Genomic DNA, 19208 nt, shown 5'->3' on the forward strand with positions numbered 1-19208 from the left:
TGGGGAACAGCAGTCGGGTGGAGATATGCATCGCGGTGGCGGACTGGGCGAGGGGACCGGTGACCTGGGCCCCCGGCGTGCCCGGCGGGGGAAGCACCGGCGCGAAGAGGGCGTGGAAGGCATAGAGGGCACCGAGGGCAGGGACATCAGGGACGGGGACATCGGGAATGGTGGCCGGGTGGGGGTGACCTACAAATACTTCGGCGCGCCCGACGGCGCCACGGCTGCCCGCGTCCCGATCTCCATGCGCCCCGAGGAGCTCGGCGGAGACGAGCTCGGCATGGGCGGCATGTTCACCAAGATCAAGCCGGAGACCATGGCCGCGATGGTCCTCACCGGCATCGAGGGCATACCCCTGCACAAGGTTCCGCCCCTGGAACTCGTCGTCCTCCACCCCGACTACGCGGTGGTCAAGCTCCCCATGACGGTCGTCGACCCGCTGCGCGGGGTCGGCGAGGAGTCCGTCGGCGCCGCGGCGTTCATCTGGTCCACGGTCCCCGACCGCGGCGGCCCGCGCGACGCGTTCAACGTGTACCAACTGCTGCACGAGTGGCAGGACTTCAGCCACCGTCTGCACGACGCGGGGCATCAGGCGTACTGCCTGGTGTGGCCGTAGGCAGTACGCCTTCGCGGGGGCCGGGGCGCTACAGCACCGGCGGCCCCGCCTCGATCCTGCGCAGCACGGCCTCGTACGAGTCGATCGACCCGCCCGTCTGCAACTGCCGCTCGTCCCACCACGTGGCGCCCGCGTCCGCGAGCGGGCCGACGACGTCGAGCGCGGCCGCCTTGCCGGGCGGCGTGAGCCCGCCGACGACGAACTCGAAGGGGCCCTCCGTGGACTCCCGGTGCTCGTTCACGTAACGCACGACGTCCGCGAACCGGTCCGGGTGCGGCGGCACTCCGTGCAGCGCGTCGGCGAACAAGGGGGCCGCGCCGTCCCAGCGGGCCGCGCGGCGCATCGGCCGACGGGCCGGCCAGAAGCCGCCGATCCAGACGGGCGGCCGGGGCCGCTGCACGGTCGCGGGCAGCAACTGCGTCTCCCGTACGCGGAAGTGGGCGCCGTCGTGGTCCACCGTGCCGCCCGACCAGTACCGGGCGAGCAAGTCCAGGCCCTCGTCGAGGCGTTCGGCGTGCACGGTCCGGTCGACGGTGTCACCGAAGCCGCCGTACTCGTCGTCGGCGGGGCCGCCGAGACCGGCGCCGAACACGACACGGCCACCGCTGAGCGCGTCCAACGTGGCGACCTGGCGGGACAGTTGCTCGGGCCGGTAGCGGGGCACGGCCGCGACGAGCGTGCCGACCTTGAGCCGGGACGTGGCCAGGGCCGCCGCCGTGAGCAGCATCCACGGGTCACCGAAGGGCTTGCCGCGCTGCACCTTCTTGTCGTGCACGACGTGATCCCACACCAACAGGGCGTCCCAGCCCGCCTCTTCGGCCACGACGGCCGTGCGGGCGACGGTGCGGGCGTCGGCGAAGTCGCCGAAGTTCGGGATGTTGACCGAGAAGCGCATGCCGCCATGATGTCGGCCGCGGCGCCCGTCCGACAGGGCGCCGCGCGCCCTTCCCGCCGAGCCCGGCGAGCGGCACGGTCAGGGGCGGGGCGCCGGCGGATCGCCTGATCGGTGGGCGGCCGAAGGGCTTCTTCCGCGGCTCCCGCCCGCACCACGCGCCTTCCGGGGAAGGCATGGACGCATGAAGATCGCGTTCCTGCTGCACAACGTGTACGCCGTCGGCGGCACGACGCGCACCACCCTCAACCTCGCCGCCGCGCTCATCGAGCACGGCGGCCACGAGGTGGAGATCGTGTCGGCCTCCCGGCACCGGGATTCCCCCCGGTTCCCGGTCGACCCGCGGATCACCCTCGTACCGCTGGTGGACCTGCGTGCCGGGACGCCCGACACGCTCCACCCCGCGTACGGAAAGCCGGCCAGGGTCTACCCCACCGCCGACAAGCGCCACCACCAGTACACGCTCCTGCACGACATGCGCGTACGCGCGTACCTGGAGGAACGCTGCGGGGCCGACGTCGTCATCGGGACGCGGCCCGGGCTCAATGTGCACCTCGCCGAGTGGGGGCCGAAGCGGGCGCTGCGGATCGCGCAGGAACACCTGCGGCACGACGCGCACAGCGGCGCGCTGCTCAGGACGCTCGCCCAGCGCTACCGGGCGCTTGACGCCCTGGTCACGGTCACGGAAGAGGACGCGGAGGTGTACCGGGCGAGGATGCGGCTGCCCGGCGTGCGGATCCTCTCCGTGCCGAACATCGTGCCGGCGGCCGCCGTGCCGCCGTCGGACGGCAGCGCGAAGGTCATCGCCGCGGCCGGCAGGCTCGCCCGCGGCAAGCGCTACGACCTGCTCCTGGAGGCGTTCACCGCGGTATCGGCGAAGCATCCGGACTGGGAGCTGCGGATCTACGGCGGCGGCGCGCAGGAACCGCGCCTGCGGGCCCTCGTGGACGAGCTCGGGCTGCGCGGCCGGGCCCACCTCATGGGGACGGTGTCGCCGATCGAGCCGGAGTTCGCGCGGGCGTCGATCGTGGTGAGCGCCTCGGACGCGGAGTCCTTCGGGATGACGCTGGTCGAGGCGATGCGGTGCGGCGTGCCCGTCGTCTCCACGGACGCGCCGCTCGGGCCCGCCGAGATCATCACGGACGGCGTCGACGGCCGGCTCGTCCCGGTGGGCAACGCGAGTGCGCTCGCCGAGGCGGTCATGGACCTCATCGAGGACGAGCCGGCCCGCCGGAAGATGGGGGCGGCGGCGCTCTCCTCCGCGCACCGGTACGACCCTGAGCCGATCGTGGAGCGGTATGCCGCGCTCTTCGTGGAGCTGGGGGCGAGTCGGCGGCGCCGGGCCTGGCAGAAACTCGCGACGAAGGTGCGGCGCCGGGTGGGTTGAACGCGCGGCCCCGGCCCGCCCCGGCCACGGGGCTCCGCCCCGGACCCCGCTGCTCAATCGCCGCAGGGGCTTGATATGCCCACCCGCCGCCTTGGGCGGCAGGGTGGGCACGGTAGGGCGCGGCGTCAGCCGACCCGCAACGCCTCCAGGCGTTCCGCGAAGGGGACGATCTCGAAGCCGTCCGCCGGGTCCACCGAGGTGACCGCTCCGTGCAGGGAACGCGGGGCGATCGCCGCCGCCGTGTCGACGTCGGGACCGGACGGCGTCATCAGCCGCGCCAACTCCCCGCCCGCCCGGGCGATCCGGGACGCCAGGCCCTCCTCGCCCCAGTCCTCCGACGCCGCGTAGACCGCCGTGGGAAGGACGACCGCCCGCAGATACGTGAAGAGCGGGCGCAACGCGTGCTCGGTGACGAGCGAGTGGCGGGCCGTGCCGCCGGTCGCACCGACGAGCACCGGCTTCCCGGTCAGCGCGTCCTTGTCGATGAGGTCGAAGAACGACTTGAACAGCCCGCTGTACGACGCCGAGAACACCGGAGTGACCGCGATCAGGCCGTCCGCGGCCGCCACCGCGTCGAGCGCGGCGGCGAGCCGGTCCGGCGGGAAACCGGTGACGAAGTGCTGGGCGATCTCCGTGGCGTAGTCACGCAGTTCGAGCACCTCGACCTCGGCGACCACACGTTCCGTGGTCGCGGCGGCCAGCCGGTCCGCCAGCAGCCTGGTGGACGACGGGGCGCTCAGCCCCGCCGAGACGACGACGAGCTTCATGCGCTCTTGACCTCCTAGTTCTTGGCGGCGACACGCGCGGCGTGGGTGGGCGCGTCCGGCACGTTCGCCGGCCGCTTGTTCGCGAACTCCTTGCGCAGCACCGGCACGACCTCCTCGCCCAGCAGGTCGAGCTGCTCCAGGACCGTCTTGAGCGGCAGCCCCGCGTGGTCCATGAGGAACAGCTGGCGCTGGTAGTCACCCACGTAGTCCCGGAAGGACAGCGTCCGCTCGATGACCTCCTGCGGCGAACCGACCGTCAGCGGCGTCTGCGAGGTGAACTCCTCGAGCGACGGACCGTGGCCGTAGACCGGCGCGTTGTCGAAGTACGGGCGGAACTCGCGCACCGCGTCCTGCGAGTTCTTCCGCATGAACACCTGGCCGCCGAGCCCGACGATCGCCTGCTCCGGGGTGCCGTGCCCGTAGTGGGCGTAGCGCTGCCGGTACAGGTTCACCATCTGCTTGGTGTGGGAGGCGGGCCAGAAGATGTGGTTGTGGAAGAAGCCGTCGCCGTAGTACGCGGCCTGCTCGGCGATCTCCGGCGAGCGGATCGAGCCGTGCCACACGAAGGGCGCGACGCCGTCCATCGGACGCGGGGTCGAGGTGAACGACTGGAGCGGCGTACGGAACTTGCCCTTCCACGTCACCACGTCCTCGTCCCAGAGGCGGCGCAGCAGCGCGTAGTTCTCGATGGCGAGGTCGATGCCGTCCCGGATGTCCTTGCCGAACCACGGGTAGACGGGGCCGGTGTTGCCGCGGCCCATCATCAGGTCGACGCGGCCGTCCGCGACGTGCTGGAGCATCGCGAAGTCCTCGGCGATCTTCACCGGGTCGTTCGTGGTGATCAGCGTCGTCGACGTGGACAGGATCAGGTTCTCGGTGCGGGCCGCGATGTGGCCGAGCATCGTCGTCGGCGAGGACGGGACGAACGGCGGGTTGTGGTGCTCGCCGGTGGCGAAGACGTCGAGACCGACCTCCTCCGCCTTCTGCGCGATGGCGAGCATCGCCTTGATGCGCTCGTGCTCGCTCGGCGCACGTCCGGTCGTCGGGTCGACGGTGACGTCACCGACGGTGAAGATCCCGAACTGCATGCTGCTCACCTTGCTCACCTTCCGCAGGTTGTTGATGCTTCAACTATACCTGTCGAACGGTGCGCCGCCGCGAGCTATTCCCGGCGTCCCGTCCCCGGCCGGGACGGGACCGCCCTCTACTCCCCGTACGGGTCCCGGCCCGTGGCGGCGAGCATCCGCGCGAACGGATCCGCGTCCGCGCCCACCGGCACCTCCGCCCCGAACGCCCCCATCTCCCGGCCCGTCGGCGCCAGCCCCTCCACCACCTCCGTGAGCTCCGCCACCACCTCCGGATCGGCCCCGTACTCCTGGCCGGTCGCCCGCGCCAGATCCCACGCGTGCGCGGTCAGATCCAGCAGCGCCATCCCGCCCACGGTCCGCGCCGGCATGTTCAGCGCCCCGGTCGTCCCCTCCTCCGCCCCGGGCGTGGACCAGGCCTCGACCAGCGCCTCCGCCTCACGCGCGAACCGCTCCCGCCAACCGGCCTCCGCCACGTAGTCCGGCGGGGACGTGAAGTCGGAGTCCTGCTTCACCGCGAGCTTCTGGAACTCGACGACCACGTGGAAAAGGTGGTTGGCCAGGGCCCTCACGTCGTAGTCCGCGCACGGCGTCGGGGCGTCGAGGGCCTTGTCCTCGATCCCGGCGACGACGGGAACGGCACGGGAGGCGGCCGCGGCGAGCAGCCCGCCCAGGGGCTTCATGTCCGTCTGCTTCTCGTTCGTGTCCATACCTCGACGCTACGAGCACGGCCCCCGCACGGCTTGAAGAAACACGACGCCCGACGCCACGGCCACTGTCAGTGCCCCGCTCTACGCTCTCCGCATGTCACAGGACCGCCGCCGTCCCGACACCCGCGGGATCGTCGACCCGGCCGCACTGCTCACGCGCGTGCGGCTGCGGCGTCACGAGCCCGCCGAGCCGCTGCGCCGGCACGTCGAGCACTACTGGTTCATCGACTGGGACCTGCCGGAGCCGTACGCGTCGCACGTGCTGCCCCACCCGTGCGTCCACCTCACCTTCCAGCAGGACGACATCGGGCAGCCGCCGTACGGGGAGCTGACCGGCGTCGCCGCGCCCGGGCTCTACACGCGCAAGATCCACGGGCGGGGGAAGGTGTGCGGGGTGAAGTTCCGGCCGGGGGCGTTCCGGCCGTTCGCGCCGCAGGCGCCGGTCTCGCGGTGGACGGGCCGGGTCCTGCCCTACGAGGAGATCTTCCCGGTCACGGACCCGGCGGCCATCCTCTCCCCCACCGAGAACGCCGACGACGCGGGCCGGATCGCCGCCCTCGACGCGTATCTGCTGCCACTGGCCCCCGCCGAACCCGACCCGCAGGCCGACCTCGCGATCGGCCTGGTCGACCGCGTACGGGCCGACCGAGGAGTGCGCCGCGTGGCCGACTTCGCGCGCACCGAGGGCATGACCGTCCGGTCGCTCCAACGCCTCTTCCACGCGTACGTCGGCGTCAGCCCCAAGTGGTGCATCCTGCGCTACCGCATCCACGAGGCAGTGGAGACCGCCGCGGCACGCCGCGACATCAACTGGGCCGAACTGGCCGCCGACCTCGGCTACGCGGACCAGGCCCACCTCGTACGGGACTTCACGGCGACGGTGGGCGTGCCCCCGACGGCGTACGCGGTCGGGGACACGCCTCGTTAATTGGCGTGCTTGATCGCGAAGATCATCACGAACGCGACGATGTGGATGCCGAACAGGAAGTACCCCAGGTACCACCACATGTACCGCTCGCCACGCTTCTCCTCCGCGCGCCGCCGCTCGTCGTACTCCCGCTGGAGCGCGTCGAGCGGATCGCTCTCACCAGCCTGCCCGGGGCTAGGACTGCTCACGATGCACCTTCGTGTTGGACGCCTGAGCGCGCGGTCGCACCACCAGCAGGTCGATGTTCACGTGCGGCGGCCGGGTCACGGCCCAGCCGATCGTGTCGGCGACGTCGTCCGCGCTCAGCGGCTCGGCCACGCCCTGGTACACCTTGGCGGCCTTCTCCTGGTCCCCGCCGAACCGGGTCAGTGCGAACTCGTCGGTCTTCACCATCCCCGGCGCGACCTCGATGACCCGCACCGGCGTCCCGACGATCTCCAGCCGCAACGTCTCGGCGAGCACGTGCTCCCCATGCTTGGCGGCGACGTACCCGCCACCACCTTCATAGGTCCCGTGCCCCGCGGTCGACGACAGCACGACAACAGTCCCGTCCCCACTCGCGGTGAGCGCGGGTAGCAGCGCCTGCGTGACATTGAGCGTGCCGATGACGTTCGTCTCGTACATCTGCCGCCACTGATCCGGATCCCCGGTGGCAACGGGATCGGCCCCCAGCGCGCCCCCGGCATTGTTGACGAGCACCCCAATGGTCTTGAACGCCGAGGCGAACTCGTCGACGGCAGCCCGATCGGTCACGTCCAGCGCGTACGCGACGGCATCGTGCCCGGCAGCCGTGATCTCCTTGGCGACCGCCTCGATCCGGTCCTCCCGGCGAGCCGTGAGCACCACGCGATACCCCTCGGCCGCGAGCCGCCGAGCGGTGGCAGCACCAATGCCACTGCTCGCGCCCGTGACGACGGCAATACGGGATGCGGGGGCGGGAGCCATGGTCGTGCCCTACCTTTCGGCGACGCTTCACTGAACCGAGGCCCAGGGTACGCGCGGCCCGCGCAGGTCAGCCCTTCACGCAGACGACCTGCTTGAGCTTGGCCACGACCTCCACCAGGTCCCGCTGCTGCTCGATGACCTGCTCGATCGGCTTGTACGCGCCCGGGATCTCGTCCACGACACCGGAGTCCTTGCGGCACTCCACGCCCCGCGTCTGCTCCTCCAGGTCACGCGTCGAGAAGCGCTTCTTCGCGGCGTTCCGGCTCATCTTCCGGCCCGCGCCGTGCGACGCGGAGTTGAAGGACGCCGCGTTGCCGAGGCCCTTCACGATGTACGAGCCCGTACCCATGGAGCCGGGGATGATCCCGTACTCGCCGGAGCCCGCCCGGATCGCTCCCTTACGGGTCACCAGGAGGTCCATGCCGTCGTACCGCTCCTCGCTCACGTAGTTGTGATGAGCGCTGATCTCCGGCTCGAACGTCGGCTTCGCTTTCTTGAACTCCTTGCGGATGACGTCTTTGAGGAGCGCCATCATGATCGACCGGTTGTAGCGGGCGTACTCCTGTGCCCAGTACAGGTCGTTGCGGTAAGCCACCATCTGCGGGGTCTCCGCGATGAACACGGCCAGGTCGCGGTCGACGAGGTTCTGGTTGTGCGAGAGGCTCTGCGCGACACCGATGTGGTGGTCCGCCAGCTCCTTGCCGATGTTGCGGGAACCCGAGTGCAGCATCAGCCACACCGATCCAGAATCGCAAATGTTCACTTCTGCAAAGTGATTGCCTCCGCCAAGTGTTCCCATCTGCTTGGTGGCCCGCCCCTCCCGGAACTTCACCGCGTCGGCGACCCCGTCGAACCGCCCCCAGAAGTCGTCCCACCCACCGGTCGCGAACCCATGCAACCGCCCCGGATCAACCGGCTCGTCATGCATCCCCCGCCCCACCGGAATCGCCTGCTCGATCTTCGAGCGGAGGCGGGAGAGGTCGCCCGGGAGGTCGTTCGCGGTCAGGGACGTCTTCACCGCGCTCATTCCGCAGCCGATGTCCACGCCGACCGCCGCCGGGCAGACCGCTCCCTGCATCGCGATCACCGAGCCGACCGTGGCGCCCTTTCCGTAGTGGACGTCGGGCATGACGGCCAGGCCCTTGATCCAGGGCAGCGTCGCCACGTTCCGGAGCTGCTGCAGCGCGCCCGGGTCCACCGTGGCCGGGTCGGCCCACATGCGGATCGGGACCTTGGCGCCAGGAACCTCTACGTATGACATGAAATCCCCCGAGGATCGGATGAGTTGGTTCGTATGTGGTGAAGCGAGTGAAGTGGATGTAGCGCAAATACCGGCGCCAGCACGGCAAATCGGATGCCGGACCGGCGTTCCAGGCGGCGCGTGCGATAGACATGGTGCCCATTGGCCGCCCCGCCGCGGCAACCGATTAACCAGGCGCAGGACGCCGAGAGGAGCCTCAGGGTGCAGCGGAAGTCGTACGCGTTCGTACCGGGTGTCGCCGTGCTCCTTGCGGCTGTGCTCGCCGGCTGCACCAGTGGTTCCGACGGCGACGGCGGGGCCGACGACTCGAAGCCCGGCGAGCCGAGCGCGACCACGTCGACCGCGGAGCCGGGCAAGTACCGGACGCTGCCCGAGCCGTGCAGCCAGCCCGACCAGGGCACGCTGGACGAGATGCTGCCCGGCATCAAGAAGCTCCCGGACGCGGAGCAGCGGGAGAAGGCGTACGAGGGCGTGGCCACGGTCACGTTCGACACGGATCGCCGGGTCGGGTGCCGGTGGAAGGACGATTCGGCCCGCGGCGGCACGCATCGGCTGAGCCTCGACTTCGAGCGAGTGGTGTCGTACGACACGGCGGTGAGCGATGACGACCGCGCGGCGACGGTGTTCGCGGCGAAGGCGGACGCGGCGCATCTGCCGGACCCGTCGCCGTCCGGCACCTCGGCCCCCGCGAAGACCTCGCAGTCCTCGGAGGCCGCGTCGGGCAAGGGGTCAGGGGCCCCGTCGGCGTCCGCGTCGGACGAGCCGTCCGGTGACTCCTCCGCCTCCACGTCCCCTTCCGGGTCCACGGGCGCCGACAACTCCCCCAGCGCCTCCGTCACGCCCGGCGATCTTCAGCCGCGGCTGCTCGACGACCTCGGCGACGAGGCGTACATCAATGACGTACTGGCGGGTCCGACGACCGGTCGGCACCGCACGGTGACTGTGGCGTTCCGCACGTCGAATGTGTTGGTGACCGTCCAGTACGAGGTGCAGTCGGCGACCGCCGCGAAGGTGCCGGACAGCAAGGAAATGCAGGACACAGCGCGGAACCTGGCCGGAAACCTGGTCGGCAAGTTCGGCGATTAGGGGCATTCGGGCACAGCCCGATGGCGTCCGGGTGGCGCGGTGAAGGCGAGACGCGTGCGTCGGGCACGGCGTACGGTGACCCATCGGACCCCACTCGTGAAGGTCGAATGGTCATCACGTGTCGGGCCCGTGGCCCTGTCAGCGTCCTAGTGAAGGAACCATGCACCGTCCGACCAAGCGACTCACCCGCACCCTTGTCTGCGCGGCCGCCGTGCCTGCGGTTCTCGTCGTAGCCGGCTGCTCGTCCGGTTCCGGTTCCGACAGCGCGAAGGACGACTCGCAGGCGAAGGCCTCGGCCTCGACCTCGGGCGCCAAGACGAAGAAGGTCGCGCCCGCGACGTACAAGGAGCTGCCGCAGGCGTGCTCGGTGTTCTCGAAGAGCACGCTGGGCGATCTGGTCCCGAAGGCCGAGAGCAAGGCCGGCGCGTCCGACGACGAGTCGACGCGGGCGAACTGCTCCTGGTCCAGCCTGGACAACAACGGCGTGAAGGGCTCGCAGTTCCGCTGGCTCAATGTGTCGTTGGTCCGTTTCGACTCGGATGTGAACCGGGGCAGCGGCGACAAGCTGGCCGAGGGCTACTACGCGAAGCAGATCAAGGACGCCAAGGCGACGCAGGGCGCGAAGGGCGTCAAGACGGCGCCGGTGTCCAAGGCGGGCGACGCGGCGACGCAGATCAGCTACGACCGGAAGTACAAGGACAAGAAGGACACCGTCACGTCCAAGCAGCAGACGGTCGTCTCGCGCGTGGACAACGTCGTGGTGACGGTCGACTACAACGGTTCGGGCCTGGCGGGCGAGGACGCCCCGGCCGCGAGTTCGCTGGCGAAGGACGCGCAGAAGGCGGCGAAGGAAGCGGTGGCCAAGGTCATCGAGTCCGCCAAGGGCGGCGACGCCAGCGGCTCGGCGAAGCCGTCGACCTCCGCGTCGGGGTCCAAGGAGTCGAAGGAGCCGAAGGAGTCGAAGAAGGGCGCGTGATCGCACCCCCTTCCGACCCGCCTCCGACCTGCTGACGGAAGCCCGGTTCCCCCTTGGGGAGCCGGGCTTCCGCGCGTACCGGCCCCCGCTCGTCCGCATGCATGTGCCAGTCTGTTGGCCGCAACAGCCGGAACTTGGAGGGGAAGTGGAGTGGCCGCGCCACTGAAGCTGACACGGACGCACCGGATACTCGTGGGGGTGGTCGTCGCCGGAGCGGTGGTCATCGCCGCCATCGGTTTCGCCGGTTCGTACGCCGCTGTGCGGGAGTTGGCCCTGCAAAAGGGCTTCGGGAACTTCTCGTACGTCTTCCCGATCGGTATCGACGCGGGTATCTGTGTGCTCCTTGCACTGGATCTGCTGCTGACGTGGATCCGGATCCCGTTCCCGCTGCTGCGGCAGACGGCGTGGCTGCTGACGGCGGCCACGATCGCCTTCAACGGTGCGGCGGCCTGGCCCGATCCGCTGGGCACCGGCATGCACGCGGTGATCCCGGTCCTGTTCGTGGTGGCCGTGGAGGCGGCGCGGCACGCGATCGGGCGGATCGCGGACATCACCGCGGACAAGCACATGGAGGGCGTGCGCATCACGCGCTGGCTGCTGTCTCCGCTGCCTACGTTCCTGTTGTGGCGGCGGATGAAGCTGTGGGAGCTGCGTTCGTACGACGAGGTCATCAAGCTGGAGCAGGAGCGGCTGGTCTATCAGGCGCGGCTGCGTTCGCGGTTCGGGCGGGCGTGGCGGCGAAAGGCTCCGGTGGAGTCGCTGATGCCGCTCAGGCTCGCGCGATACGGGGTGCCGTTGGCGCAGACCGCGCCGGAGGGGCTCGCGGCGGCGGGCATCGAGGCGCCGCTGCTGCCGGCCGCGCCGCGGGTGTCGGCCGGTGAGCTGGAGCGCGGGGCCGCACCGGTGCAGGCGCCGGTGGAGGAGGCGCCGAGTCAGTGGTTCAGGGAGCCGCGGCCGAAGGAGTACCACGGTGACTACGACCCGTCCTTCGAGCCGCAGCCGCAGCCGCACCCGGAGCCCGAACCGGACCCGCGGCCACGGCAGCAACAGCAACAGCAACAGCAACAGCCGATCCCGGTGCCGGCGCCTCGCGCGCCCGAGCCGGAGCCGGTCATCGAGCCCGAGCCCGGCTTCCCGGTGCCGAACGGGGCGGGCGGCACGCGGCCGTTGGGTGACGGCGCTCCGGATCTCGTCGAGCGGCCTCCGACGGACGACGAGCTGTACCAGGTGTTCCGCGGCTCGATAGAGGGCGAGGGGCTGCCGACGCCGAAGGCGTTCGCGGCGAACGTGGAGGCGCAGTACGGGGAGCGGCTGACGGCGGAGGACGTGAACCGGTACATGAACCAGTTCGCGGTCCGCTTCGAGCAGGACATGATGAGCGACTACGCGTAGACGCGTAGGCATGCGTGAGGGGCGGCACCGGATCGAATCCGGTGCCGCCCCTCTTCACATCTGGTTACTTACGCGCCGAGCAGCTTCCGCACGCGGTCCGCGCCGACGGCGAGGAGCAGCGTGGGCAGTCGCGGCCCGGTGTCGCGGCCGACGAGCAGGTGGTAGAGCAGCGCGAAGAACGAGCGCTGCGCGACCTTGATCTCGGCGGGGAGTTCCTTGGGGGTGGCGTCGGCGGGGAAGCCGGCCTGGACCTTCGGAACGCCGTAGACGTGGTGGGTCAGGCCGTCGAGCGACCAGTGCTCGTCGAGGCCTTCGAGGAGCAGGCGGATGGATTCGCGGCCCTGCTCGTCGAGCGCGGCGAGCGCCTCGGTGTCGGGCTCGGTGCGCACGATGGTGCGGGACTCGGCGGGTACGTACTTGGTGATCCAGGCCTCGGCCTTGTCGAGCCGGGGGCGGACGGTGTCCAGGTCCGTGACCGGGTTCGCCGGGTCGAGCTCGGAGAGGATCCGCTGGGTCTGCTCCTCGTCCCCGGCGGTGACGTCGGCGACGGAGGCGAGTGTGCGGTACGGCAGCGGGCGCGGGGTGCGGGGCAGTTCGCGGCCCGCGACGCCGATGGCGCGGCTGTGCGCGGCGGCGTCGGCGGGCAGCACCGTGCCGTCGGCGACCTTCGCGTTCAGCTTGTCCCACTCGTCGTAGAGCCGCTGGATCTCCTGGTCGAAGGCGATCTTGAACGACTGGTTGGGCTTGCGGCGGGCGTAGAGCCAGCGCAGCAGCTGAGGTTCCATGATCTGGAGGGCGTCGCCGGGGGTGGGGACGCCGCCCTTGCTGGACGACATCTTGGCCATGCCGGAGATGCCGACGAAGGCGTACATCGGGCCGATGGGCTGCTTGCCGCCGAAGATGCCGACGATCTGGCCGCCGACCTGGAACGACGAGCCGGGCGATGAGTGGTCGACGCCGGACGGCTCGAAGATGACGCCTTCGTAGGCCCAGCGCATCGGCCAGTCGACCTTCCAGACCAGCTTGCCGCGGTTGAACTCGCTGAGCCGGACGGTCTCGGTGTAGCCGTCGAGGGTGCAGGTGTAGGACAGCTCCGTCGTGTCGTCGTCGTACGACGTGACGGTGGTGAGGTCCTTGCCGCACTCGCCGCAGAACGGCTTGTACGGGTAGTAGCCGCCCGCGCCGCCGCTGCCGTCGTCCTCGGACGCGGCGCCGGAGCCCTCGGCGGCCTCCAACTCGGCCTCGTCCAGCGGCTTCTGCTGCTTCTTGGCGGGGGCCTTCTTGGTGCGGTACTGGTCGAGGATCGCGTCGATGTCGGCGCGGTGCTTCATCGCGTGCAGGATCTGCTCGCGGTACGTACCGGCCTGGTACTGCTCGGTCTGGCTGATGCCGTCGAACTCGACGCCGAGGTCGGCGAGGGCCTGGACCATGGCGGCCTTGAAGTGCTCCGCCCAGTTCGGGTACGCGGATCCGGCCGGGGCGGGCACGGACGTGAGCGGCTTGCCGATGTGCTCGGCCCAGGACTCGTCGGTGCCGGGGACGCCGGCCGGGACCTTGCGGTAGCGGTCGAAGTCGTCCCAGGAGATCAGGTGCCGCACGGTGTACCCGCGGCGGCGGATCTCGTCGGCGACGAGGTGCGGGGTCATGACCTCGCGGAGGTTGCCGAGGTGGATCGGGCCGGAAGGGGAGAGGCCGGAGGCGACGACGACCGGTTTGCCCGGGGCACGACGCTCGGACTCGGCGATGACATCGTCCGCGTATCGGGAGACCCAGTCCGCGTTCTCTGGGGTCTCCGCTCCGGTGCTCTGGGCCACTGTCGGCTCGTCCTTCTCTCCTGCTTCGGGGATGCGCGGCTGCATTCCGCGCGCTGCCATTGTCCCAGTTACTCGCTGCTGGGGGAAAACGTGTTGTCGGTGGGGTGGGGAGCGCGCCGAAAAATCGCTTTGCGGCCCCGTGGGATACTGGCCGTGACTGTTTCAACCCAGCCCCGACCAGAACGGCAGCCCTTAACCATGGCCCCGGTCCCGTCCATCACCGCCTCCGTCAACGCACGCCTCGCCGACGCCCTGACCTCCGCCCTGCCGGAGGCCGGCGGCGCGGACCCGCTGCTGCGACGTAGCGACCGGGCCGACTACCAGGCCAACGGGATTCTGGCCCTCGCCAAGAAGGCGAAGGCGAACCCGCGGGAGCTGGCGACGCAGGTCGTCGAGAAGATCACGAACGGTGAGCTGATCGCCGATGTCGAGGTCTCGGGTCCCGGCTTCCTGAACGTGACGGTCACCGACAAGGCGATCACCGACACGCTCGCGGCGCGCGCGGCCGACACGGACCGCCTCGGCGTGCCGACGAAGGCCGAGCCGGGTGTCACGGTCATCGACTACGCGCAGCCGAACGTCGCGAAGGAGATGCACGTCGGCCACCTGCGGTCCGCGGTCATCGGTGACGCGCTGCGCGGCATGCTCGACTTCACGGGCGAGCGGACGATCGGCCGCCACCACATCGGTGACTGGGGCACGCAGTTCGGCATGCTCATCCAGTACGTGATCGAGCACCCGGACGAGCTGCCGGCGGCCGGTACGGACGCCGACGGTGAGCAGGCCATGTCGACGCTGAACCGGATCTACAAGGCGTCGCGCGCGGTCTTCGACTCCGACGAGGACTTCAAGGAGCGGTCCCGCAAGCGGGTCGTGGCGCTCCAGTCCGGCGACAAGGAGACCCTCGACCTGTGGCAGCGGTTCGTCGACGAGTCGAAGGTCTACTTCTACTCGGTCTTCGAGAAGCTCGACATGGAGATCCGGGACGACGAGATCGTCGGCGAGTCGGCGTACAACGACGGCATGCCCGAGACGGCCCGGATCCTGGAGGAGTCGGGCGTAGCGGTCCGCTCCGAGGGCGCGCTCGTCGTCTTCTTCGACGACATCAAGGGCAAGGACGACCAGCCGGTGCCGCTGATCGTGCAGAAGGCGGACGGCGGCTTCGGCTACGCGGCGTCCGACCTCACCGCGATCCGCAACCGCGTGACGGACCTGGCCGCGACCTCGCTCCTCTACGTCGTGGACGTCCGCCAGTCGCTGCACTTCAAGATGGTCTTCGAGACGGCCCGGCGCGCGGGCTGGCTCTCCGACGAGGTCAGCGCGCACAACATGGCGTACGGCACGGTGCTCGGCGCGGACGGCAAGCCGTTCAAGACGCGCGCCGGTGAGACGGTGCGCCTTGAGGACCTGCTCGACGAGGCGGTGCAGCGCGCCGCCGAGGTCGTACGGGAGAAGGCGCGGGACCTCACCGAGGCCGAGATCCAGGAGCGGGCCGCGCAGGTCGGCATCGGCGCGGTGAAGTACGCGGACCTGTCGACGTCGCCGTCGCGCGACTACAAGTTCGACCTGGACCAGATGGTGTCGCTGAACGGTGACACGTCCGTCTACCTCCAGTACGCGTACGCCCGTATCCAGTCGATCCTGCGCAAGGCGGGCTCCACGTCCCCGGCCGCGCACGCGGAGCTCGAACTCGCCCCGGCGGAGCGGGCGTTGGGCCTGCACCTGGACGCGTTCGGTGACACGGTCTTCGAGGCGGCCGCCGAGTACGCGCCGCACAAGCTGGCCGCGTACCTGTACCAGTTGGCGTCGCTGTACACGACGTTCTACGACAAGTGCCCGGTCCTGAAGGCGGATTCGCCGGCGCAGGTGGAGAACCGGCTGTTCCTGTGCGACCTGACGGCGCGGACGCTGCACCGGGGCATGGCGCTCCTCGGCATCCGCACGCCCGAGAAGCTCTGACCGTACACACACCGCGCAGGGCCGGGGCGGGGAGCCGGGGCGCTACTCCCGGCCGCCCACCGCCTCGGCCGCTTCGGCCCGCAGCACCAGCCGGGCCGGCAGCGCGGTCGCCGCGAAGGCGAGAGCGGCGGCCGCCGCGACGATGCCGAGGTAGGTCGGCGGCGGCCCGTACGGGGCGGCCCTGCCCGTCATCCCGGCGCTGTACGCGCTGAGCGTGGCGTACGCGATGCCGGTGCCGAGGGCCACGGCGAGCAGCACCACCGTCAGCGTCTCCCAGCGGAGCATGGCCCGTACCTGCCGTGCCGTGGTGCCGATCAGGCGGAGCATCGCCAGTTCGCGGCGCCGGGCGGCGGTCGCCATCACCAGCGTGTTGACGACGGCGATGCCGGTGAACGCGATGATCAGGCCCATCGCGACCAGGTTGACCTGTGCCTGCGTGCCTTCCTGGGCGCGCTGTGCGGCGTCGGCCTGCGCCCGGTCGAGGACGCGTACGGCGCCGAACTCGCTCAGTGCGGACCGCAGTTGCCCGTCCCGTACCCGCTCCCCCGCGATCAGGACCGACGAGGCGAGCGGCACGTCGACATGTGCGGCGACCAGGTCGTGGGGCAGGAGTACGTCCCCGAAGCCGAGACCGCGTGCGTACACGGCGACGACGCGTGGCCGGACCTTCGTGCCGTCGCCCATCGTCAAGGCGAGCCGGTCGCCGACCTCAACCCCCTTGGTGGAGGCTGTCAGTTCGCTCAGGGCCACGGTGCCGTCGGCGAGGCGGTTCAGCGATCCGGACACCACCTTCGGGTCCATGGTCGCGTCCAGCCCTTCGGTTGTGACGCCCTGCGCCGCGAACTTGTCCTGCCCGGCGCGCAGTTGGGTGCGTACGATCTCGGTCGCCGCCGTCACGCCGGGCACCTCGCGCGCCTCGTCGGCCGCCGCCCTCGGCACTCCGGGTCCTGCCGCGTTCAGGACGTACGGGGCGGTGGTGCCGGCGAGCAGTTCCTCGTGGGCCGCGTGGCTCGCGGTGGTCTGGGTGAACAGGATCGTCGAGGTCATCGCGACGGCGAGGCTGAGCGGAGTGACGACGGCGGCGAAACGCTGAGCGTTCGTACGGGCGTTGCGGTCGGCGAGGAAGCCGGACGCGGGTGAGACGCGGCGTACGACGCTGCCGATGACGGCGGCCGCGACGTGGGTGAGCTGCGGGCCCAGCAGGGCGGTCGCGGCGGCGGCGAGGATGACGGTCAGGAACGTGACCGGGGTCGCGGCGGCTTCCGTGCGCAGTCCGGACAGGACGACGACGAGGACCGCGTACCCGGCTGCCGCCAGGATGCCCGCGATCAGGCGGACGACGCTGAACCGCCGGCCCGGCGTGGACGCCTCGGCCAGTGCCTCGGTGGGCCGGACGCGGGCCGGACGGCGGGCCGCCGCGCGTGCCGCGCCCCACGCCGCGAGCAACGTCGCCAGGACGGCGACCAGCGGCGGGAAGGCGCTCAGCGTCAGGTGCAGGGTGTCGGGCAGGGCGCCGATGTCGACGAACCGCGCGTACATCCAGCGGGCCAGCAGCAGCCCCGCGAACGCGCCCGGCACCCCGGCCAGCAGCCCCACCACCAGCGCCTCCCGGCCGACCATGCGCCGCAGCTGGCGCGGTGTGGCCCCGACGGCCCGCAGCAGCGCCAGTTCCCGTGACCGCTGCTGTACGGACAGCGCGAAGGTGCCGGTGACCACGAGCAGCGCGACCAGCAGCGAGGTGCCGCCCATCGCGGCGCCGAGGCTGACCAGGCTGACGCGCGCCTTGCCGGCGTCGAGGAATTCGGCGGGGCCCAGGTCGTCGCCGGTGCGGACCTGCGCGGTGGTGCCCGCCAGCGCCTTGGCGGTCTTGTCGCGTACGACGGTGGGGTCCGCTCCGGGAGCGGTCAGCAGGCCGACGGTGGAGACGCGGCCGGGGTGGGCGGCGAGGTGGCGGGCCTCGGCTGCGGAGAAGAAGAGGGTGGACTGGCGGTCCAGCGCGTCGCGGCCCTTGGGGGCGGCGATTCCCGCGACGCGGTACGCGGTGGGCGCGCCGGTGGACTGCACGGTGACCTTGTCGCCGACGCGGACCCCGGCGGACCGGGCGACGGCGGCGTCAAGGACGACCTCCCCGGCACCGGGCGCGTGTCCCGAGCGCAGGGCGAAGGGGGTGAGCCGGGCCGATTCCCAGGCGTGGCCCCAGGAGGTGGCCGCGCCGGCGGTGCCGGGCGCCAACACCTGGGCGGGGAAAGTGAGTTCGGGAACGACGGCCCGTACTCCGTCGACGCGCGACAGCCGGTCGGTGAGCGAGACGTCCAGCCAGGCCCGCTCGGTCAGCGGCTTCGACTTGGTCTTCGTCTTCCCCTTCTTCTCCTTGGTGAAGTGCACGTTCTGGTCGGCGGTGACCAGCATCGACGTCCCCGCGTACCGCTCGGTGGGGATCTTTCCGCGCAGTCCGGTCTCCAGGAGCGCGGCGCATGCGGTGACCAGGGCGGCCGCGCACAGCAGGGCGACGAACGCGCCCACGAAGGCGCCCTTGCGGGCCCGCAGCGTACTGACGGCGAGAGCGAACATCAGGCCCACGCTCCCAGCCGGCTCATCCGGTCGGCGACGCGCTCGGCGGTCGGCCCGGCCATGGTGTCGACGATGTCGCCGTCCGCGAGAAAGAGCACGGTGTCCGCGTACGAGGCGGCGACCGGGTCGTGGGTGACCATGACGACGGTCTGGCCCAGGTCGTCGACGGTCTCCCGGAGCAGGCCGAGTACCTCCTTCGCGGTCATGGTGTCGAGGGCGCCGGTGGGTTCGTCTCCGAAGACGACCTCGGGCCGGGTGACCAGGGCGCGGGCGATGGCGACGCGCTGCTGCTGGCCGCCGGAGAGCTCGCCGGGGCGGTGCCCGGTGCGGTCCGCGAGGCCGACCCGCTCGACGACGTTGGCCAGCCAGGCGCGGTCGGGGCGGCGGCCCGCCAGGCGCAGCGGCAGCGTGATGTTCTGCTCGACGGTCAGCGACGGCATCAGGTTGAAGGCCTGGAAGACGAAGCCGACGTGGTCGCGGCGCAGCCGGGTCAGTTCCGTCTCGTTCAGCTTGGTCAGTTCCTGGCCGCCGAGGGTCACGGCGCCCTCCGTCGGCCGGTCGAGTCCGGCGGCGCAGTGCAGGAAGGTGCTCTTGCCGGAGCCGGAGGGGCCCATGACAGCGGTGAAACTCCCGCGCGGGATAAGGACGTTGACGCCGCGCAGCGCCCGTACGGCGCCGGCGCCACGGCCGTAGACCTTGCTCACGGAGGCGAGCCGCACGACGTCGCCGTGCGTGGCGTTGGTGGGGGCGGGTGGGCCGGAGCGGCGGCCCGCGGTCGCTGCGAATCGAGGCATGCCTCAAGACTGATCAGTCGGGCGC

The 19208-nt window shown here is 71.0% G+C and carries 17 protein-coding genes; 7 read left to right on the plus strand and 10 right to left on the minus strand.

Features of this window, described 5'->3' with window-relative positions; genetic code table 11:
- Window positions 1–25 precede the first annotated feature (25 nt).
- Window positions 26–616 carry a hypothetical protein gene (locus tag ACP4E5_RS20785; RefSeq protein ID WP_425830852.1) on the plus strand — a complete coding sequence of 197 codons (591 nt, stop codon included), beginning with the start codon at window positions 26–28 and terminating at the stop codon, window positions 614–616.
- A 28-nt stretch (window positions 617–644) separates the two neighbouring features.
- Here the strand turns inward: ACP4E5_RS20785 and ACP4E5_RS20790 are convergent, their stop codons facing one another.
- The gene (locus ACP4E5_RS20790; protein ID WP_425830854.1) at window positions 645–1511 is read right to left on the minus strand and encodes an LLM class flavin-dependent oxidoreductase; all 867 of its coding nucleotides are present in this window, start codon (window positions 1509–1511) and stop codon (window positions 645–647) included.
- Window positions 1512–1692: 181 nt separating this feature from the next.
- On the opposite strand from ACP4E5_RS20790, the gene ACP4E5_RS20795 reads away from it, so the two are divergent.
- Window positions 1693–2895 (plus strand): glycosyltransferase family 4 protein, encoded by a 1203-nt coding sequence (locus ACP4E5_RS20795; RefSeq protein WP_425830856.1) that lies wholly within the window; start codon window positions 1693–1695, stop codon window positions 2893–2895.
- 125 nt (window positions 2896–3020) lie between these two features.
- Here ACP4E5_RS20795 and ACP4E5_RS20800 read toward each other — a convergent pair whose 3' ends face one another.
- From ACP4E5_RS20800 to ACP4E5_RS20810, 3 genes are all read right to left on the minus strand, one after another.
- On the minus strand, window positions 3021–3662 hold the full coding sequence (locus ACP4E5_RS20800) for a CE1759 family FMN reductase (RefSeq protein ID WP_425830858.1): 642 nt from the start codon (window positions 3660–3662) through the stop codon (window positions 3021–3023).
- A 14-nt stretch (window positions 3663–3676) separates the two neighbouring features.
- Entirely contained in the window at window positions 3677–4750 is a 1074-nt protein-coding gene (locus ACP4E5_RS20805; protein ID WP_425841509.1) for an LLM class flavin-dependent oxidoreductase, read from the minus strand.
- A gap of 116 nt (window positions 4751–4866) precedes the next feature.
- Window positions 4867–5457: a TIGR03086 family metal-binding protein gene (locus ACP4E5_RS20810; protein WP_425830860.1), complete on the minus strand. Its 591-nt coding sequence runs from the start codon at window positions 5455–5457 to the stop codon at window positions 4867–4869.
- Window positions 5458–5551: 94 nt separating this feature from the next.
- On the opposite strand from ACP4E5_RS20810, the gene ACP4E5_RS20815 reads away from it, so the two are divergent.
- A complete protein-coding gene (locus ACP4E5_RS20815; RefSeq protein ID WP_425830862.1) occupies window positions 5552–6385 on the plus strand; it encodes a DUF6597 domain-containing transcriptional factor in 834 nt (277 codons plus the stop codon).
- Here the strand turns inward: ACP4E5_RS20815 and ACP4E5_RS20820 are convergent.
- From ACP4E5_RS20820 to ACP4E5_RS20830, 3 genes are all read right to left on the minus strand, one after another.
- Complete coding sequence (locus tag ACP4E5_RS20820) at window positions 6382–6573, minus strand: hypothetical protein (RefSeq protein WP_425830864.1); 192 nt, start codon at window positions 6571–6573, stop codon at window positions 6382–6384. The genes ACP4E5_RS20815 and ACP4E5_RS20820 overlap by 4 nt on opposite strands.
- Window positions 6560–7330, minus strand: a complete 771-nt coding sequence (locus ACP4E5_RS20825; RefSeq protein WP_425830866.1) for an SDR family NAD(P)-dependent oxidoreductase — start codon at window positions 7328–7330, stop codon at window positions 6560–6562. The genes ACP4E5_RS20820 and ACP4E5_RS20825 overlap by 14 nt, the downstream gene beginning before the upstream one ends.
- Window positions 7331–7397: 67 nt before the next feature.
- Window positions 7398–8591, minus strand: a complete 1194-nt coding sequence (locus ACP4E5_RS20830) for an RtcB family protein (protein WP_425830868.1) — start codon at window positions 8589–8591, stop codon at window positions 7398–7400.
- 201 nt (window positions 8592–8792) lie between these two features.
- Between ACP4E5_RS20830 and ACP4E5_RS20835 the strand changes: the two genes are divergently transcribed.
- The 3 genes from ACP4E5_RS20835 (at window position 8793) to ACP4E5_RS20845 (ending at window position 12045) form a co-directional block, all read left to right on the plus strand.
- On the plus strand, window positions 8793–9677 hold the full coding sequence (locus tag ACP4E5_RS20835) for a DUF3558 domain-containing protein (protein WP_425830870.1): 885 nt from the start codon (window positions 8793–8795) through the stop codon (window positions 9675–9677).
- A gap of 160 nt (window positions 9678–9837) precedes the next feature.
- A complete protein-coding gene (locus ACP4E5_RS20840; RefSeq protein ID WP_425830872.1) occupies window positions 9838–10653 on the plus strand; it encodes a DUF3558 family protein in 816 nt (271 codons plus the stop codon).
- Between the two features lie 150 nt (window positions 10654–10803).
- Window positions 10804–12045 carry a DUF2637 domain-containing protein gene (locus ACP4E5_RS20845; protein WP_425830874.1) on the plus strand — a complete coding sequence of 414 codons (1242 nt, stop codon included), beginning with the start codon at window positions 10804–10806 and terminating at the stop codon, window positions 12043–12045.
- Window positions 12046–12113: 68 nt separating this feature from the next.
- Here the strand turns inward: ACP4E5_RS20845 and lysS are convergent, their stop codons facing one another.
- Window positions 12114–13904, minus strand: a complete 1791-nt coding sequence (lysS, locus tag ACP4E5_RS20850) for a lysine--tRNA ligase (protein ID WP_425841512.1) — start codon at window positions 13902–13904, stop codon at window positions 12114–12116.
- A 153-nt stretch (window positions 13905–14057) separates the two neighbouring features.
- On the opposite strand from lysS, the gene argS reads away from it, so the two are divergent.
- Window positions 14058–15818, plus strand: coding sequence for an arginine--tRNA ligase (argS, locus tag ACP4E5_RS20855; protein ID WP_425830876.1), 1761 nt, complete (start codon window positions 14058–14060; stop codon window positions 15816–15818).
- A gap of 42 nt (window positions 15819–15860) precedes the next feature.
- On the opposite strand, the gene ACP4E5_RS20860 is transcribed toward argS, so the two are convergent.
- Together ACP4E5_RS20860 and ACP4E5_RS20865 are read right to left on the minus strand one after the other, a co-directional pair.
- Window positions 15861–18389 (minus strand): ABC transporter permease, encoded by a 2529-nt coding sequence (locus ACP4E5_RS20860; RefSeq protein WP_425830878.1) that lies wholly within the window; start codon window positions 18387–18389, stop codon window positions 15861–15863.
- The gene (locus ACP4E5_RS20865) at window positions 18389–19183 is read right to left on the minus strand and encodes an ABC transporter ATP-binding protein (protein WP_425830880.1); all 795 of its coding nucleotides are present in this window, start codon (window positions 19181–19183) and stop codon (window positions 18389–18391) included. The genes ACP4E5_RS20860 and ACP4E5_RS20865 overlap by 1 nt, the downstream gene beginning before the upstream one ends.
- Window positions 19184–19208: the final 25 nt, after the last annotated feature.

The sequence above is a fragment of the Streptomyces fractus genome (assembly GCF_049844455.1).
Taxonomy (GTDB): Bacteria; Actinomycetota; Actinomycetes; order Streptomycetales; family Streptomycetaceae; genus Streptomyces; species Streptomyces fractus.

Excerpts from the sequence above, each read along its gene's own strand:
- ACP4E5_RS20810 (WP_425830860.1), bottom strand. The coding sequence starts at position 5,457 with ATGGACACGAACGAGAAGCAGACGGACATGAAGCCCCTGGGCGGGCTG.
- ACP4E5_RS20865 (WP_425830880.1), bottom strand. The coding sequence starts at position 19,183 with ATGCCTCGATTCGCAGCGACCGCGGGCCGCCGCTCCGGCCCACCCGCC.
- ACP4E5_RS20830 (WP_425830868.1), bottom strand. The coding sequence starts at position 8,591 with ATGTCATACGTAGAGGTTCCTGGCGCCAAGGTCCCGATCCGCATGTGG.
- ACP4E5_RS20800 (WP_425830858.1), bottom strand. The coding sequence starts at position 3,662 with ATGAAGCTCGTCGTCGTCTCGGCGGGGCTGAGCGCCCCGTCGTCCACC.
- ACP4E5_RS20790 (WP_425830854.1), bottom strand. The coding sequence starts at position 1,511 with ATGCGCTTCTCGGTCAACATCCCGAACTTCGGCGACTTCGCCGACGCC.
- ACP4E5_RS20785 (WP_425830852.1), top strand. The coding sequence starts at position 26 with ATGCATCGCGGTGGCGGACTGGGCGAGGGGACCGGTGACCTGGGCCCC.
- ACP4E5_RS20825 (WP_425830866.1), bottom strand. The coding sequence starts at position 7,330 with ATGGCTCCCGCCCCCGCATCCCGTATTGCCGTCGTCACGGGCGCGAGC.
- argS (WP_425830876.1), top strand. The coding sequence starts at position 14,058 with ATGGCCCCGGTCCCGTCCATCACCGCCTCCGTCAACGCACGCCTCGCC.
- ACP4E5_RS20815 (WP_425830862.1), top strand. The coding sequence starts at position 5,552 with ATGTCACAGGACCGCCGCCGTCCCGACACCCGCGGGATCGTCGACCCG.
- ACP4E5_RS20860 (WP_425830878.1), bottom strand. The coding sequence starts at position 18,389 with ATGTTCGCTCTCGCCGTCAGTACGCTGCGGGCCCGCAAGGGCGCCTTC.
- ACP4E5_RS20805 (WP_425841509.1), bottom strand. The coding sequence starts at position 4,750 with ATGCAGTTCGGGATCTTCACCGTCGGTGACGTCACCGTCGACCCGACG.
- ACP4E5_RS20840 (WP_425830872.1), top strand. The coding sequence starts at position 9,838 with ATGCACCGTCCGACCAAGCGACTCACCCGCACCCTTGTCTGCGCGGCC.
- lysS (WP_425841512.1), bottom strand. The coding sequence starts at position 13,904 with ATGCAGCCGCGCATCCCCGAAGCAGGAGAGAAGGACGAGCCGACAGTG.
- ACP4E5_RS20795 (WP_425830856.1), top strand. The coding sequence starts at position 1,693 with ATGAAGATCGCGTTCCTGCTGCACAACGTGTACGCCGTCGGCGGCACG.